Genomic DNA, 16,071 nt, shown 5'->3' on the forward strand with positions numbered 1-16,071 from the left:
AATTGCCAGATAATCCGGCAATCAATACGTCCATCCGATCCCATGAACAATCAGCCGACCTTGCCGATTCTGCATTTCGCCCACGCCAACAGCTATCCGGCCGGGACCTACGGCATGTTCTTCGACCAGTTGCGTGCGCACTACGACGTGCGCGCCTTGCCCATGCATGCGCACAATCCGCGTTATCCGGTTGACGACGGCTGGCGCAAGCTCGGCAAGGAGCTGGGGGAGGAGCTGGCGCAGCGTTACAGCGAGCCCGTGATTCTGGTCGGTCACTCCATGGGCGGCATCCTGAGTCTGCTGGCAGGGCGCAAGCGGCCCGACCTGGTGCGCTGCGTGGTCTTGCTGGATTCGCCGATCGTAGCGGGCTGGCGCGCCTCTGCGCTGCGCCTGGTCAAGCTGCTGCGTATCGAAAGCAAACATTCGCCGTCGGTGGCGTCGAGCCGCCGCCGCAACGCCTGGCCGGACATGGAAGCGGCTTATCAGCACTACGCCGCCAAGGCCTTGTTCGCGGCCTGGCCCGAGCGCGTGCTGCGCGACTATGTCGCCCATGGCGTCGAACCGGAGCCGTCCGGCGGCGTCAAGCTGCGCTTCACGCGCGAAACCGAAACCGCGGTCTACCGCACCATCCCGCATCACCTCGGGGCGTTGACGCGACGGCAATATCCGGTGCCGGTCGGCTTCGTCGGCGGCGTCGATTCGGTCGAATGCCGGCTGGCCGGACTGGACGCCACGAAGAGACTGGTGGGCAAGCATTTCAGGCAGATTCCGGGCGGTCATCTGTTCCCGATGGAAGCGCCCGAAGCGGCGGCACAGGCGACCCATGAAATGATACGGGGCTTGCTTGCAGGGAAATAAGTCGCGCCGGATTCCTGCCGGAAATCTGGCGTTTCCGCAAAAGAGGGGGATGAAAAGCGGTCGGTTTGGGGTATAATTCGAATTTCCCGCACGTGCCGTTCGGCACCTTCTTTGTAATGACCAAGTTTGTATTTGTCACTGGCGGCGTCGTGTCTTCCCTGGGTAAAGGGATTGCCGCCGCATCTCTCGCTGCGATCCTCGAATCGCGCGGCCTCCGAGTCACCCTTCTTAAGCTCGATCCCTACATCAACGTTGATCCGGGAACGATGAGCCCATTCCAGCACGGCGAAGTCTTCGTCACCGACGATGGCGCTGAAACCGATCTGGATCTCGGCCACTACGAGCGTTTCATCACAGCCAAGATGAAGAAGGTGAATAACTTCACCACCGGCCAGATTTATGAGTCCGTGATCCGCAAGGAACGCCGCGGCGAGTATCTGGGCAAGACCGTTCAGGTCATCCCGCATATCACCAACGAAATCCAGGACTTCATCCACCGCGGCGCCGAAGGCTATGACGTTGCGCTGGTCGAAATCGGCGGCACCGTCGGCGATATCGAATCCCTGCCGTTCCTCGAGGCAGCGCGTCAGCTGAGCCTGCGCGCCGGCCGCAACGCCGCCGCCTTCGTGCATCTGACGCTGGTGCCGTTCCTGGCCTCGGCCGGTGAACTCAAGACCAAGCCGACCCAGCACAGCGTGCAAAAGCTGCGCGAAATCGGTATTTCGCCCGATGCATTGCTGTGCCGCGCCGACCGTCGCATTCCCGACGACGAGCGCGACAAGATTTCGCTGTTCTCCAACGTCGTGGTCGACGCCGTGATTTCGGTGTGGGATGCAGATAGCATCTATAAGATTCCGCAGATGTTGCACGACCAGGGATTGGATAACATCATCTGCGAAAAACTCGGCCTGTCGCCGAGCCCGGCAGATCTGTCGATGTGGGACAAGCTGATCCACGCGCAAGAAAATCCGTCGCACGAAGTTACCATCGGCATGGTCGGCAAATATGTCGACCTGACCGAATCATACAAGTCGCTGACCGAAGCGCTGCGCCACGCCGGCATCCATACCGGCAGCCGCGTCAACATCGAATACCTGGATTCGGAAGAGATCGAAACCTCCGGCACCGCCGCATTGGCAAAGTACGATGCGATCCTGGTCCCGGGCGGCTTCGGCAAGCGCGGCGTGGAAGGCAAGATCGCTGCGGCGAAGTTTGCGCGCGAACACAAGGTGCCTTACCTGGGCATCTGCCTCGGTATGCAAGTCGCGCTGCTGGAATATGCACGCAACAAGGCCGGCCTGGCGCAAGCCAATTCGACCGAGTTCGATCCGGAAACCGAGCAGCCGGTAGTGGCGCTGATCGACGAATGGCAAAACCATGACGGCAAGGTCGAGAAGCGCGACGCCAATTCGGATCTGGGCGGCACCATGCGTCTGGGCGCGCAAACTTGCGACGTCAAGCCGGGTACCTTGGCTTCCGAGATTTACGGCGCCAAGGTGACCGAGCGTCATCGCCATCGCTACGAAGCGAACAATTTTTACCTGTCCCGCGTGGAAGATGCGGGCCTGATCGTGTCGGCGCGTACGCCGACCGAAGATCTGTGCGAGATCATGGAACTGCCGCGCACCGGCGGTGAGAATGCGCACCCGTGGTATCTGGGCGTGCAGTATCACCCTGAGTTCAAGTCGACGCCGCGCGACGGCCATCCCCTGTTCATTTCGTACATCAAGGCAGCGCTGGCGCACCATGATGCGACGGCAGCAAGCAAAGGAAAAGCATGAAACTGTGCGGTTTTGACATCGGCCTCGATCAGCCGTTTTTCCTGATCGCCGGCACCTGCGTGATCGAATCGGAGCAAATGGCGCTGGACACTGCCGGCACCTTGAAAGAGATCACGTCCGAGCTGGGCATCCCGTTCATCTACAAGTCGTCCTTCGACAAGGCCAACCGCTCGTCCGGTTCCTCGTTCCGCGGCCTGGGCATGGAAAAGGGCCTGGAAATCCTGGCCAAGGTCAAGAAACAGATCGGCGTGCCGGTGCTGACCGACATCCACGAGATCGACGAGATCAAGCCGGTATCGGAAGTGGTCGACGTCCTGCAGACGCCGGCCTTCCTGTGCCGTCAGACCGACTTCATCCGCGCTTGCGCCCAGTCTGGCAAGCCGGTCAATATCAAGAAGGGCCAGTTCCTGGCGCCGCACGACATGATCAATGTGATCGCCAAGGCGCGCGCGGCGGCCAAGGAAGCTGGCCTGCCGGAAGACAACTTCATGGCATGCGAACGCGGCGTGTCCTTCGGCTACAACAATCTGGTGTCCGACATGCGCAGCCTCGCGATCATGCGCGAGACCGGCGCGCCGGTGGTATTCGACGCCACTCACTCGGTGCAGCTTCCGGGCGGACAGGGCACGTCTTCGGGCGGCCAGCGTGAATTTGTACCCGTACTCGCCCGCGCGGCGATTGCGGTCGGTATTGCCGGCGTGTTTATGGAAACACATCCGAATCCGGCGGAGGCCAAATCCGATGGCCCCAACGCTGTTCCATTGGCTCGTATCAAGGAGCTGCTGGGCACGATGATCGAACTGGATCGCATTGTGAAGAAGTCGGTTTTCCTGGAAAACGATTTTTCCTGAAACTGAACGGGCCGGGAGTTGATCCCGGCCCGGCTTCCGTCTATAAAAAATTTGCTTAAAACCTTGCTTGATGGAGATGTTTGAATGAGTGCAATCGTTGATATTATCGGCCGTGAAATTATCGACTCGCGCGGCAATCCTACTGTCGAATGCGATGTCCTGCTGGAGTCCGGCGTCCTGGGTCGTGCGGCAGTGCCGTCCGGCGCCTCGACCGGTTCTCGCGAAGCGATCGAACTGCGTGACGGCGACAAGAGCCGCTATTTCGGCAAGGGCGTGCTGCAAGCCTGCGAAAATATCAACACCGAGATCTCTGAAGCGATCATGGGTCTGGACGCCAACGAACAGGCTTTCCTGGACCGCACGCTGATCGACCTCGACGGCACCGAAAACAAGGCGCGCCTGGGCGCCAACGCCACGCTGGCCGTGTCGATGGCAGTCGCCAAGGCGGCGGCTGAAGAAGCCGGCCTGCCGCTGTACCGCTATTTCGGCGGCAGCGGTTCGATGCAGATGCCGGTGCCGATGATGAACGTCATCAACGGCGGCATGCATGCAGACAACAATCTCGATCTGCAAGAATTCATGATCATTCCGGTCGGCGCACCGAGCTTCCGTGAAGCGATCCGCTACGGCGCCGAAGTGTTCCACACCCTGAAGAAGATCCTGCACGCCAAGGGTCTGGCAACATCGGTTGGCGACGAAGGCGGCTTCGCACCAAACGTGGCCAGCCACGAAGCTGCGATCCAGCTGATCCTGCAAGCGATCGAAGAAGCAGGCTATGAGCCGGGCACGCAGATCGCCCTGGGTCTGGATTGCGCCGCTACCGAGTACTACAAGGACGGCAACTACCACCTGGCAGGCGAAAACATGGTGCTGACGCCGGCGCAAAAGACCGGCCTGCTGGCATCGTGGTGCGACAAGTATCCGATCATCAGCATCGAAGACGGCATGGCCGAAAACGACTGGGCCGGCTGGAAGCTGTTGACCGAAACGCTGGGCAAGAAGGTGCAGCTGGTCGGCGACGATCTGTTCGTCACCAACACCAAGATCCTGAAAGAAGGCATCGAGAAGAACATCGCCAACTCGATCCTGATCAAGATCAACCAGATCGGCACCCTGACCGAAACCTTCGCCGCCATCGAAATGGCCAAGCGCGCCGGTTATACCGCCGTGATCTCGCACCGTTCGGGTGAAACCGAAGACTCGACCATCGCCGACATCGCCGTCGGCACCAACGCGCTGCAGATCAAGACCGGCTCGATGTCGCGTTCGGACCGCATGGCCAAGTACAACCAGTTGTTGCGTATCGAGGAAGACCTCGGCGATATCGCCAGCTATCCCGGCCGTTCGGCTTTCTACAATCTGAAGTAAGCAAGATGTCCGGCAGCATTCGCCTGCCGGACAATCACCCGGCATTCTTCCAATGCGCCTGATCATTCTCTGCCTCACAGCGCTTCTGGTGCTGATCCAGTATCCGCTTTGGCTGGGCAAAGGCGGGTGGCTGCGGGTATGGGACCTGGACAAGCAAGTCCAGCAGGCACAGAAGAAGAATGACGAACTCAAGGCGCGCAACGCCAAGCTCGAATCCGAAGTGGAAGACCTCAAGCAGGGAACCGGTTCGGTCGAAGAACGTGCGCGTTACGAGCTCGGCATGATCAAGCAGAACGAAGTCTTCATCCAGATCCTCGACGGCAACGCCGCCAGCGTTTCAAGAACGCCGCAGCAACCCATGCCTGCGGCGCCCGTATCGTCTTCGGCTGCGCCAACCTCATCCCGATCTTCCCCGGTTTCACGCTAGGACCGGCTCGCCATGTCCCTCAACGACAGCCTGCCGCTGTTCGGTTTTGCCGGCCTCGTCACGACGCCGCTGGAACTGATCTCTTTCCTGCTGGCGATCATCACGGTCGCGCTCAATATTCGCCAGAATCACTGGGCCTGGCTGTTTTCCATTTTGTCTTCGGCCTTATACGGCGTGGTGTTTGTCGAGGCGCGCCTGTACGGCGACGCCGGCCTGCAATGCGTGTTCGTGGCGGTGTCGATATGGGGCTGGTATCAATGGCTGCGCGGCGGTGAGCAGCATTTGCCGCTCAAGGCGTCGACGCTGTCGCGCCGCGGCGTGCTGTGGTCGGGATTGGCGTGGCTGGCCGGCTTTGCCGTGCTGTCGGTGTTCCTGCGTCGTTTCACCGATACCGACGTGCCGCACATGGATGGTTTCCTGACGGCGGGCGGCTTGGTGGGGCAATTCCTGCTGTCGCGCAAGAAAATTGAGAACTGGCTGGTCTGGATTGCGGTCGACATGCTCTACGTCGGCCTGTATCTCTACAAGCACCTGACGCTGACCGCTATTCTGTACGGATTGTTCGTGCTGCTGGCGATCGCCGGCTGGCGCGCCTGGCGGCAGACGGCGCCGGCAGCGTCGTAAGTTTCACTCGGCCAGGATTACGCGGTTCTTGCCCGCGTTCTTGGCCTTGTACAGCGCCACGTCGGCGCGCTTGATCAGATCGGCCTGGGTTTCGCCTTGTGCGCGATAGGCGACGCCGGCGCTGAAGGTGATCAGCAAACGCTGCGTGTTGTGCATGAAAATACGCTTGGTCAGTTCGCGCTGCACACGGGTGATGATCTGCATCGCTTCGGCCGGCTCGGTTTCGGGCAGCAGCACCAGGAATTCTTCTCCGCCGAAACGCGCAATCACGTCCAGCTTGCGCAGCGTTTCCTTGACCACGCTCACCAGATGCACCAGCACTTCGTCGCCGGTAGCATGACCGTGCGTGTCGTTGATGCGCTTGAAATCATCGAGGTCGAGCAGGGCGATGCACAGCGGGGCGCCCAGGCGATCGGCGTTGATGATTTCGCGCTCCAGCGATTCGTCCATGCCGCGGCGGTTGAGGCTGCCGGTCAACTGGTCTTCGCGCACCAGTTCGCCCATGTGCACCAGCTGCGACTCCAGCGCGGCGATGCGCGCCTCGGCTTTTTGCATTTCCTGGCGTGCATTGATCATCTCGTCGCGCGAGCGCAGCGCTTCGTCCTGGGCGTCCTTGGTCGCGTTCATGATGCCGTTGAGCACCGAGTTGAGGTCGCTGATGTCGGAGGCCTGGCTGATCTGCTGCGAAAAACTGGTGATGGTCTTGTGATAGTTGTCGGTCGTCGACACCATCGCGCTGAGGCGATCGACGAAAGTCAGCATCATGTTCTTGGCGGTGACCTTTTCTTCGCTCAGCGTGTTCTTGAGCAGGCCCTGCTTGAAGATGACCTCCTTCAAGGTCTTGGTGGCGTCGGCCAGCGAAGTCTTGCTGATCGGGCCGTTGATCAACTCCTGCACGGCGGTGATCTGGCTGCTCAGCCACGAGCCTTTTTCCAGCAGGCCGTGGATGTTCTCCAGCAGCAGTTGGAACAGCCGCATCAGCAATTCCTGTTGCAGGGCGATGTCTTCGCTCTTGAGCTCGATCTGGAAACTCATCTGCTTGAGGCGGCCGATGACTTCGTTCATGGCCTGCTCGGAGAACGCGGTCTTGAGATCGAGGCCGATCGATTTCGATTCGTTCGCCAGTTCCGGCGCTTCGATCAGCAGTGACGCCATATTGAAGATCAGTACACGCGCCAGCACTTCGCGCAGCATCTTTTCCTTCTTGCTGTCGCGTATGAATTCGCGTTCCAGATCGATCGGCACGAGTTGGCCGTGCGGGACCAGGTTGCGCGAGGGAAAATATTGTTCGACGAAATTGTCCAGCTCGTCGTTATAGTCCTTCCAGTCGCTGCCGTTGATCGCCATGGTCAGGCGCAGGCCGAGCTTGCCGATATCGCCCGGCTGCTGCGTCAGGTGCTGCGCGAACGCGGCAAGCACGCCTTCCGGCTTCAGGTCGCTCTTGGTGCCGACGATTTCTTCATAGGCTTCGCGATAAGCGTCGGGAGTAGGGGCAATGCGGCGGGTGGCGAGTTGCTGGAAGGCTTCTCGCGCGATATCGACGGGACTTTGAGCTGGCTTTTTTGACATGCCTGATGGACGGCTTCTTATTCAAACGGATTGCGACAAAGTCTCATGGCTCACCGGCGGATGATGTCGGATTAACATCCTGGCGCCGTGACGTTTCTTTACCTGTGTAAGGGCGCCTGAATGTCGGTTGATGGTTATTTCTTTACGACATTACAACGCGTAGGACGAGACCTGTCTTTTAACGCATTTTACCGTCTGGCGGTTTACACCGGCGGACCGGTTGCGCATTTATTCGACTAAGTTGTTTTTCAGCGCATAGTGCGTGAGCTCGGCGTTGTGGCGCAATTTCATTTTGGTGAGGACGCGCGAGCGATACATGCTGATAGTTTTGACCGAGAGCAATAATTCGGCGGCGATATCGCTGACGGTCTTGCCGGAAGCGATCATCACCATGGTCTGGTATTCACGGTCGGACAGGGTTTCATGCAATGGTGTTTCGTGGTCGAAGCCGATCTGGTTGGCCAACTCCTGCGCCAGCGAGGGGCTGATGTACTTGCGGCCCGCAGCGACCTGGCGGATCGCGTTGATCAATTCGGCCGGTGCCGCCTGTTTGTTCAGGAAGCCCGCTGCACCGGCCTTGAGGGCGCGGATGGCGTACTGGTCTTCGCGGTGGATGGACAGCATCAGCACTGGCAGCTTGGGGATTTCCTTCTTGATCTGTTTAAGGACGTCGATGCCGGTGCGATCCGGCAGGATGATGTCCAGCAGCAGCACGTCGCAGTTGCCCAGGCGCGTGAGTTTGATGGTTTCCAGCCCGTTCTCTGCATTGCCGACGACGATGATGTCCTTGGTGCCGCTGCAGATCTGCCGGAGGCCTTCGCGTACGATCGCATGATCGTCGGCGATTGCCACTTTGATGGCGGAACTGTTCTTTTTCGTTATTGGCATGGGCTGCTATCTGTCTCCGGGCTGAACGTGGCGTTATTCTATAAGGTTAGCGGCGGATAGGACAGGAAGCGTCAGCCGCAGTTGCGTCCCGCCGCTGTCACCTTGCAACACCTCCAGGGTCCCTCCGGTCAGTGCTGCGCGCTCGTGCATGCCGCGCAGGCCTGACGATTGCGGCCGCGTGCCGGCATCGTGCGACAGGCCGACGCCATCGTCGGCGATGATCAGCGTCAGTATCTTGCCGTCATGGCGCAGCGAGATGTCGACGTTGCGTGCCGATGCATGGCGGCCGGCGTTGTGCAGCGCTTCGCGCGCGATACGGTAGAGGCTGACGCTCTGGAACGCGTCGAGCAAGACCGGCGGCAGTTCGTCGCCGGGGACATCGACGTGCAAGCGATGCGGCACGCCGGTGTCGCGAGCAAAACTGCGCGCCAGCCATTCCAGCGCCGCTTGCAGGCCGAGGTCGAGCACGGCCGGATGCAAGTCGTCGATGATGTCGTGCATGGCGTCGAGCGCGCCGTCAATGAGACCGTCGGCGTGACGCGCCTGTTCGAGCAGGGTGGTGTCATCCCGGGGCAGTTGCCCGCCAAGCCGGGCCAGCGCCATCTTGAGCGCGGTCAGGTGACTGCCGAGTTCGTCGTGCAAATCTTTGGCAATGCGCCGGCGTTCGGCTTCCTTGATACGTTCGGCGGTCGGGTCCGGGCGGGCGGCAGGCGTGTCGCTCATGGTGCTGTAAGTAGGGAGGTGCAGGGAATCAAGCGGCAATCATAAGGCAGATGAAGCGCAAATCAGGAGATATTGGCGCATCAATGGCAATAAAATGGCGGTTACGTGATGCGCAAGCAGTGATTAATGCGTCTGCAAGCGAGTACGGGCGCGGTATGGAAGATTTTTGGCGTAAAGGCTTCCATTTCGCCCAAAAGCGGTGCTATAATCTCGTCTTTCGCGGCTGTAGCTCAGCTGGATAGAGTACTTGGCTACGAACCAAGGGGTCGTGGGTTCGATTCCTGCCAGCCGCACCAGATATAAAGGGTCCATCGCAAGATGGGCCCTTTTGTCTTTTCTGCTTCACAAAAGTCTGCTTTTCTTTGTCCCTCCAAGTCGCCGCCTCGGCCGATACAATTCCGACGAGTACAAAGCCCGGATTCCGCTGGGATTACCCTCTCTGTAACTGACGTCAAATCCTGTCGCTTTTGATGTTCAAGTTTTTAAATGGCGGCTCAGCTTGGTGCAAAATGTGCCTCATCCGGTGCCTCACCTTCAAACCTTCGCCGCCGATCAAGCTTTTTACGGGAGCCCAACATTGATGTATCTCTGGATCAAGGCATTTCACGTCGCTTCCATCGTGATCTGGATCGGTGGCATGCTGATCATGGCGCTGGTGCTACAAACGTTACAAAAGACCTCGCCGGAGCGTTCTGCCGCCGAATTCCGCTTGCTGCAAGCGGTGCGCCGCTGGGACCAGCGCGTGACGTCGCCGGCGATGGGGCTGGCATGGGGGCTGGGTGTGGCGCTGGTGTATTTTGGCGGCTGGCACACGGCAGGCTGGTTGGTGGTGAAACTGGTGTTGGTGCTGTTGCTGTCGGCATTGCATGGCATTCAGTCGGGCTACCTGCGTCGCCTGGTGGATGCGCCCGAGCAGGAAGCGTCGGGGCTGCTGAAAAACTCCGGCGCGTTGACGATCGCGTCGGTTGCGATCATCGCGGCGATGGTGGTTGTGAAGCCATTTTGACCGAAGCAGGATTGTCATCTTGCAAAAACTGTTGCACTATTTAAAAATCCCTATATAATCGCGCCTCTTGCGGCTGTAGCTCAGCTGGATAGAGTACTTGGCTACGAACCAAGGGGTCGTGGGTTCGATTCCTGCCAGCCGCACCAAAATGAAAAGGGTCCGTCGAAAGACGGGCCCTTTTGTTTTTGACCTATTCCAGACTTCCAGACCGTGGAGCATTCATGAGCGCAACCAGCAAATTTCCCTACAAGGGACAGGCCGTCTATCCGCAAGTGGCGCTGCAGGACAACGGGCAATACGCCGCCTGCTTCGTCATCCGCGCGGGTTACGACGAGAGCGGGGAAGTCCGCTACGCGCGCGAACTGCCGACCACGGAATTTCCCAATGAAGACGACGCCGTCGCCTACATCCTCGATTTTTCAGCTGAATGGATTGATCAGAATCCGTTGTAAGCCACTGGTCTCTGCTTACGCGTTCAACACCAGTTCGCGTGACGATGACAGTTTGAAGGTATTCACCACAGTCACCAGCGAGCCGGCCTGATCCAGCAGCGATTGGGCCGCCGCCGTGGCTTCTTCCACCAGTGCGGCGTTGTGCTGCGTGACGTCGTCCATCTGCATGATGGCTTGGTTGACCTGCTCGATGCCGGTGCTTTGTTCCAGGCTGGCATTGCTGATGTCGGCGACGAAATCGCTGAGCGTCCTGATGCTGTCGACTACCTGGCCGATGGTGGCGCCGGCTTCCTCCACCAATGTCCTGCCTGACACGATCTTGCCGACCGAATCGTCGATCAGGCTCTTGATCTCCTTTGCTGCGCCGGCCGAGCGCTGCGCCAGTGCGCGCACTTCAGTGGCGACTACCGCAAAGCCACGGCCCTGTTCACCCGCGCGCGCAGCTTCCACCGCGGCATTCAGCGCGAGGATATTGGTCTGGAAGGCGATGCCGTTGATGACCGAAATGATGTCGACGATCTTGCGCGACGATTCGTTGATGGTTGCCATGGTTCCCACCATCTGATTGACCGCGTTGCCGCCGGCGATTGCCACCTGCGACGCCGAGGCGGCGAGCTGGTTGGCGTGCAGGGCGCTTTCGGCGTTTTTCTTCACGGCCGAGGTCAGCTGCTGCATGACCGAGGCGGTCTCTTGCAGCGAGCCCGCCTGGCGTTCGGTGCGCGACGACAGATTGAGATTGCCGACGGAAATTTCCTTCGATGCGGTGCCGATGGTTTCGGCCGATTGCTTGATGTGATCGACTGAACGGGCGAGGTTGGCCTGCATGGTTTTCATCGCATGCATGAGGCTGTTTTCATCGTTGTCGGCGAGGCGGATCGCTTCCGTCAGGTCGCCTGCGGCGATGCGGTCGGCGACACGCACGGCGTAGGCCGGTTCGCCCCCGAGCTGGCGCAGCAGACTGCGCGTGAGCACGATGGCGGAGGCGATGCCGAACAGCACGGCGGCGGCGCTCAGCGCCAGCAATGCCAGACGGCTGGAACGATACGTGGCGTCAATGCTGCCGGCGACGCCGTCGATGCCCTGGCGCTGCAGGCGCAGCAGTTTGTCGACCGAGGCCTGGTAGCGCACGGCGCTCGGCAGGTAGTTTTTCTCGAAGGCATTCTTGGCCTGGAACAGCTTGCCTTCAGCACGCAGCGCCAGGATGCTGTCGCCGGCTTCGTGGTAAGCCTTGCGATTGGTGTCGATGTCGGCGAACAGTTTTTGTTCTTCGGGTGTGCTCAGCAGGCGCTGCACCTTGGCTTGAAGCGCGGCGGCGTTCTTGGCCGCGTCGCTGGTCGCCGTTTCGAAATATCCCGCCAGGCCGAGGTCGGTGCTGCGCGCAATCGCGGTGGTGCGCGTGATCGAGGTGGAAATATTCGAATACCAGTCGCTGATCAATCGTTCCTTGGCCAGTGGCATCTGCATCATGGCGTTGGTTGCTTCGGCCACCGATTGCAGGCGCCAGATGCCCATTGCCGCGACGATCGCCATCATCAGCAACACCACCCCGAAGCCCGCGGCGAAGCGCGTCCCGACTTTCCAGTTCTTCATGCGTCTCTCGTTATTGTGTGCCGGCGGCGAGCCTGACTGACTGGCTGCGCCGGCGATATTGGATTGCCGAGGATGCTAGCACCGGAGAGTGATCCGGAATAATGAAAAATAACGGGAAAGCAATATCAAAAACGGGAAAAAAGTTTCCGTTTTGTCATGTCGACGGATTGAGTGCGCGAATCACCGCATCGTGGACGCCGCCTGCGGTGGCGACGATCGCTGAGGCACCCAGCGGGCTGTTGCCTTGCCAGTCGGTGATGCGGCCGCCGGCGCCTTCGATGATGGGGACGATGGCCATGATGTCCCAGATTTTCAGGACCGGATCGAGCATGATGTCGGCGCCCCCGGTGGCCAGCTGGAAGTAGCCATGGCAATCGCCCCAGCCGCGGTACAGGCGTGCATCGCGCGAAAGTGTTTCAAAGGCGGGGCCGTTGTGGTGGGTGAAGATGTCCCAGTGATCGGTGGCCAGCAGCATGGCGTCGCCGATCTTGGCGCAGGCACGCATGCCGACCGGCTTGCCGTTGAGCGTGGTGCCGTTGGTGGTGCCGATCAGCAGATGTTCCATCAACGGGCTGTGCAGTGCGCCGATGATCGGACGCCCCTGGTGCATCAGCGAAATCAGCGTGCCGAAAATATAGCAGTTGGAGACGAAGGCCTTGGTGCCGTCGATGGGATCGAGTACCCAACAGTAGTCGGCGTCTTGCTGATGGGCGCCGTGTTCTTCACCGATGATGCCGTGCTGTGGATAGCGCGCCATGATGGCGGTGCGCAAGGCCTGTTCGGTGTCGCGGTCGGCGGCGGTGACGGGGGATTGGTCGGACTTGGACTCGACCGCGACGCCACTGAGGTAATGGCTGCGGATGATGGCGCCGCTGATGGTGCAGAGCTCGCCGATGAACTCGCTGAATTCCAGCAGCTGTACGGCGTCGATGGATTTGGTAAACAGCGGGGCGGGCGGCAGAAAATCAGGCATGGCAGTGTCAGGAAAAATTCAGGCCTGTGCGCAGAGCACCAGGTAGCGTGAGAAATGGTCATAGTCAGGCGTCGCCAGGTCGGCCTCCTTGGCGAGATCGTCCCAGCGCCGCAGGCGAGTAGCGTCGACTGCATGCGGCATGGCGATGAAGTGTTCCGCCTGTTGCCGGTCGAAGACGCCGCCTTGCAGTTGCAGGCTGCGCACGGAGTCCGGCGACAAGGACGAAAAATAGGCCGGTTCGACCGCACACAGGTAGCGCTTGGCGTCGACGTGCAGGCGTATCGGCGCCAGCACGTCTTCACCAAAGACCGCGCGCAGGAACGGCAGGATGCGGTATTGATGCAGATCGTCGATGCCGCTGGCGGTCGGCGTGTCATGGATGTCGTAGCCGGCGGAAGCGTCTTCCAGCATGTGGCCGAGGTCGTGCAAAAGGGCAGCGGTGATCAGTGCCGGCGAGGCGTTTTCGCGCTCGGCCAGCATGGCGGTTTGCAGTGCATGTTCGAGTTGCGTCACAGGTTCGCCGGTGTATTGGGCGTGGCCGTGGCGGCGAAAGAGCAGTTCGATGTCGGAAATGGTCAGGGACATGGCGTCGATGGACGGTTCAGGGAGGGAGCTGGAAATAACCGGGTGTCATGCCGATATCATAGCGGCCGGAGCTTGCCGGATGATGACAATTCCATGACCGGACGCGAGACCGTCATCCGGCCTTGCGGACAGGCCCCGGGCGGTCTCTGCAAGGCGCTCGTCAAGACTTGTTAATAACCGTAACAGTTTGTAATAGCGATAGGTATGGGATAAGTGGGGGTATATCTTACGAACTCCCCCCTCTAATTCATCCCCTGAATTAGATTTAACCCGCGCCGCAAGGTGCGGGTTTTTTATTTGCCGGCCGCTTTCCCATCGGCACTTCACCATCGCAAGCCGCTGACGAATTCCCGCTCGCAAAGGCACGTCTCTCCTCAGATGATGTTATACTTTAATGGTAATCATTATCATCTAACGCGTAGGAGAAAAATCATATGATCGGTATCAAGAAACTCGCAGTAGCCGCCGCCATGTTCGCAGCCTTCTCGGCTGCCAGCGCCGCCGAATATCCGATCGGCAAACCGCAGATTCAGAATGGCATGGAAGTCAGCGCGGTCTACCTGCAACCGATCAAGATGGAACCGGACGGCATGATGCGCAAGGCCGAAGAATCGGACGTCCATCTGGAAGCCGATATCCGCGCTGTCGCCAAGAACCCCAACGGCTTTGCCGAAGGCGACTGGATGCCTTACCTGGTCATCAAGTTCGAACTGACCAAGGCCGGTTCGACCAAGGTCATCAAGGGCGACATGATGCCGATGGTGGCCAGCGACGGCCCCCATTACGGCGACAACGTCAAGCTCGACGGTGCGGGCAAGTACAAGCTGAAGCTGACCATCTCGCCGCCGTCGGCCAACGCGCATGCTCACTTCGGCCGTCACGTCGACAAGGAAACCGGTGTCGGCGCCTGGTTCAAGCCGTTTGAGCTGACTTACGATTTCACCTTCGCCGGCGTTGGCAAGAAGGGCGGCTACTAATCAGCGCATGCGCTGTTTAGTGAGAGTGCATGCGCAGTTCATCGCGCATGCCGAATTGACCGGCCTTGCCTTGTGCGGGGCCATGTAGTTTGGGAGTACTGAATGTCCTTGCGTAAAACGCAATCGTCGCAACCTTCACGAATCTTCGCGACGCTGATCGGCTTGGCCTGTTCGTTGTCCGCCGCAACCGCGTTTGCATCGGATCTGCTGACGTTCAAGCTTGAAATGGCAGACGGCAAATTCAATCCTGCGCGCATCGAAGTTCCAGCCGGGCAGCGTATCAAGATTGAAATCCACAACGTCGGCAAAACCGCCGCCGAATTCGAAAGCGTGGAACTGCGCAAGGAAAAAGTCCTGGCGCCGGGTGCACAGTCCTTCGTCGTGATCGCGCCCTTGCGTCCAGGCGAGTACAAGTTTTTTGACGATTTCCATCTGAACATGCCGCAAGGCGCCATCGTCGCCAAATAAACGGCGCGCATAGGTGATCGAGGTTCTCGGCAATATGCAATTGAAAGGGATGTAATGGGGCAGGTGCTATTTATTGTCTGGCGCGAAAGCGTCGAGGCCTTGCTGGTGGTCGGGATTCTCTATGCCTGGCTGAATAACGGCGATGCCGCCGCACGTCGCGGCCTGCCGTATCTGTGGGGCGGCGTGGTGGCAGGCATTGTGGCTGCGCTGGCATTGGGCGCCGCTTTGCTGGGTTTCAGCGAACTGCTGTCGGGCGACGCCCAAACCTATTTCCAGATCGGCATGGTATTGATCGCCGCAGTGCTGATCGTGCAAATGGTGTTCTGGATGCGCAAGCACGGTCGCACGCTCAAGAAAGACATGGAAAGCTCGCTGAAGGTCAATTATGAAACCGGCAACTGGTGGGGTGTCTTCCTGCTGGTGGCGCTCGCGATTGCACGCGAGGGCAGCGAAACGGCGGTGTTCCTTTACGGGATCGGCATGGGCCAGCAGGATGCCAGCCGCGGAGCGCTGATTTTTGCCGGTGTGCTCGGTTTCGGCCTGGCCTTCCTGACCTTCTACCTGCTGCAACTGGGCGGCAAGATTTTCTCTTGGCGCCGTTTCTTCCAGGTGACCGAAATCATTCTGTTGCTGCTGGCGGCCGGCTTGTTGCTGACCGGCGTCGAAAAGCTGCTGGACTTGTTGCTGGAGAGCTCGGACTGGTTCTCCTCGCTCGGTTTCGTCTCGACCTTGACTGCGCCCGTCTGGGACACCAGCTGGCTGCTGGATGATTCGAGCACGGCAGGTAGCCTGGTATCGACACTGACCGGCTATCGTGCCCGTCCAGCGTTGATGAGTGTTGCAATTTATGTCATATATTGGCTTGTGGTATCCTCCGCGCTCGGCAAGTCCAAATCTACCCAAGTTAACCGGCAGGCAGCATAAGGCGATA

General features: G+C 59.6%; 17 protein-coding genes and 2 tRNA genes. 13 read left to right on the plus strand and 6 right to left on the minus strand.

The window, feature by feature from the left end; all coding sequences use genetic code 11:
* Positions 1-42 precede the first annotated feature (42 nt).
* From ACIROY_RS00715 to pnuC, 6 genes are all read left to right on the plus strand, one after another.
* Positions 43-858 carry an alpha/beta fold hydrolase gene (locus ACIROY_RS00715; RefSeq protein WP_402272136.1) on the plus strand — a complete coding sequence of 272 codons (816 nt, stop codon included), beginning with the start codon at positions 43-45 and terminating at the stop codon, positions 856-858.
* Positions 859-974: 116 nt separating this feature from the next.
* Positions 975-2,639 carry a CTP synthase gene (locus tag ACIROY_RS00720; RefSeq protein WP_402272133.1) on the plus strand — a complete coding sequence of 555 codons (1,665 nt, stop codon included), beginning with the start codon at positions 975-977 and terminating at the stop codon, positions 2,637-2,639.
* Entirely contained in the window at positions 2,636-3,490 is an 855-nt protein-coding gene (gene kdsA / locus ACIROY_RS00725) for a 3-deoxy-8-phosphooctulonate synthase (RefSeq protein ID WP_402272131.1), read from the plus strand. Before ACIROY_RS00720 ends, kdsA begins: the two co-directional genes overlap by 4 nt.
* An 84-nt stretch (positions 3,491-3,574) precedes the next feature.
* The gene (eno, locus tag ACIROY_RS00730) at positions 3,575-4,858 is read left to right on the plus strand and encodes a phosphopyruvate hydratase (protein ID WP_402272129.1); all 1,284 of its coding nucleotides are present in this window, start codon (positions 3,575-3,577) and stop codon (positions 4,856-4,858) included.
* A 52-nt stretch (positions 4,859-4,910) separates the two neighbouring features.
* A complete protein-coding gene (gene ftsB, locus ACIROY_RS00735; RefSeq protein ID WP_402272127.1) occupies positions 4,911-5,285 on the plus strand; it encodes a cell division protein FtsB in 375 nt (124 codons plus the stop codon).
* A 12-nt stretch (positions 5,286-5,297) separates the two neighbouring features.
* A complete protein-coding gene (gene pnuC, locus ACIROY_RS00740) occupies positions 5,298-5,909 on the plus strand; it encodes a nicotinamide riboside transporter PnuC (RefSeq protein ID WP_402338952.1) in 612 nt (203 codons plus the stop codon).
* A gap of 3 nt (positions 5,910-5,912) precedes the next feature.
* Here the strand turns inward: pnuC and ACIROY_RS00745 are convergent, their stop codons facing one another.
* The 3 genes from ACIROY_RS00745 to ACIROY_RS00755 form a co-directional block, all read right to left on the minus strand.
* On the minus strand, positions 5,913-7,478 hold the full coding sequence (locus ACIROY_RS00745; protein ID WP_402272122.1) for a diguanylate cyclase: 1,566 nt from the start codon (positions 7,476-7,478) through the stop codon (positions 5,913-5,915).
* 228 nt (positions 7,479-7,706) lie between these two features.
* Positions 7,707-8,366, minus strand: a complete 660-nt coding sequence (locus ACIROY_RS00750) for a response regulator (protein WP_402272120.1) — start codon at positions 8,364-8,366, stop codon at positions 7,707-7,709.
* 33 nt (positions 8,367-8,399) lie between these two features.
* Positions 8,400-9,089 (minus strand): sensor histidine kinase, encoded by a 690-nt coding sequence (locus ACIROY_RS00755; protein WP_402338954.1) that lies wholly within the window; start codon positions 9,087-9,089, stop codon positions 8,400-8,402.
* 219 nt (positions 9,090-9,308) lie between these two features.
* On the opposite strand from ACIROY_RS00755, the gene ACIROY_RS00760 reads away from it, so the two are divergent.
* The 4 genes from ACIROY_RS00760 (at position 9,309) to ACIROY_RS00775 (ending at position 10,547) form a co-directional block, all read left to right on the plus strand.
* Positions 9,309-9,385, plus strand: a tRNA-Arg gene (locus ACIROY_RS00760).
* A 284-nt stretch (positions 9,386-9,669) separates the two neighbouring features.
* A complete protein-coding gene (locus ACIROY_RS00765; protein WP_402338956.1) occupies positions 9,670-10,095 on the plus strand; it encodes a CopD family protein in 426 nt (141 codons plus the stop codon).
* A 69-nt stretch (positions 10,096-10,164) separates the two neighbouring features.
* Positions 10,165-10,241 (plus strand) — tRNA-Arg (locus tag ACIROY_RS00770).
* 75 nt (positions 10,242-10,316) lie between these two features.
* Entirely contained in the window at positions 10,317-10,547 is a 231-nt protein-coding gene (locus tag ACIROY_RS00775; RefSeq protein WP_402338958.1) for a hypothetical protein, read from the plus strand.
* A gap of 15 nt (positions 10,548-10,562) precedes the next feature.
* On the opposite strand, the gene ACIROY_RS00780 is transcribed toward ACIROY_RS00775, so the two are convergent.
* From ACIROY_RS00780 to ACIROY_RS00790, 3 genes are all read right to left on the minus strand, one after another.
* Positions 10,563-12,137: a methyl-accepting chemotaxis protein gene (locus tag ACIROY_RS00780; RefSeq protein ID WP_402272112.1), complete on the minus strand. Its 1,575-nt coding sequence runs from the start codon at positions 12,135-12,137 to the stop codon at positions 10,563-10,565.
* Between the two features lie 154 nt (positions 12,138-12,291).
* Entirely contained in the window at positions 12,292-13,110 is an 819-nt protein-coding gene (locus ACIROY_RS00785; protein ID WP_402272110.1) for an inositol monophosphatase family protein, read from the minus strand.
* An 18-nt stretch (positions 13,111-13,128) separates the two neighbouring features.
* On the minus strand, positions 13,129-13,695 hold the full coding sequence (locus ACIROY_RS00790) for a phosphonate degradation HD-domain oxygenase (protein ID WP_402272109.1): 567 nt from the start codon (positions 13,693-13,695) through the stop codon (positions 13,129-13,131).
* 434 nt (positions 13,696-14,129) lie between these two features.
* Here ACIROY_RS00790 and ACIROY_RS00795 point away from each other — a divergent pair, with 434 nt between their 5' ends.
* From ACIROY_RS00795 to ACIROY_RS00805, 3 genes are all read left to right on the plus strand, one after another.
* Positions 14,130-14,672 (plus strand): iron transporter, encoded by a 543-nt coding sequence (locus ACIROY_RS00795; RefSeq protein ID WP_402272107.1) that lies wholly within the window; start codon positions 14,130-14,132, stop codon positions 14,670-14,672.
* Positions 14,673-14,774: 102 nt separating this feature from the next.
* A complete protein-coding gene (locus ACIROY_RS00800) occupies positions 14,775-15,140 on the plus strand; it encodes a cupredoxin domain-containing protein (protein WP_402272105.1) in 366 nt (121 codons plus the stop codon).
* 54 nt (positions 15,141-15,194) lie between these two features.
* On the plus strand, positions 15,195-16,064 hold the full coding sequence (locus ACIROY_RS00805; RefSeq protein WP_402272103.1) for an FTR1 family protein: 870 nt from the start codon (positions 15,195-15,197) through the stop codon (positions 16,062-16,064).
* Positions 16,065-16,071: the final 7 nt, after the last annotated feature.

Origin of the sequence: Herbaspirillum sp. NPDC101396, from assembly GCF_044767365.1 — a bacterium.
Classification (GTDB): domain Bacteria; phylum Pseudomonadota; class Gammaproteobacteria; order Burkholderiales; family Burkholderiaceae_D; genus Herbaspirillum.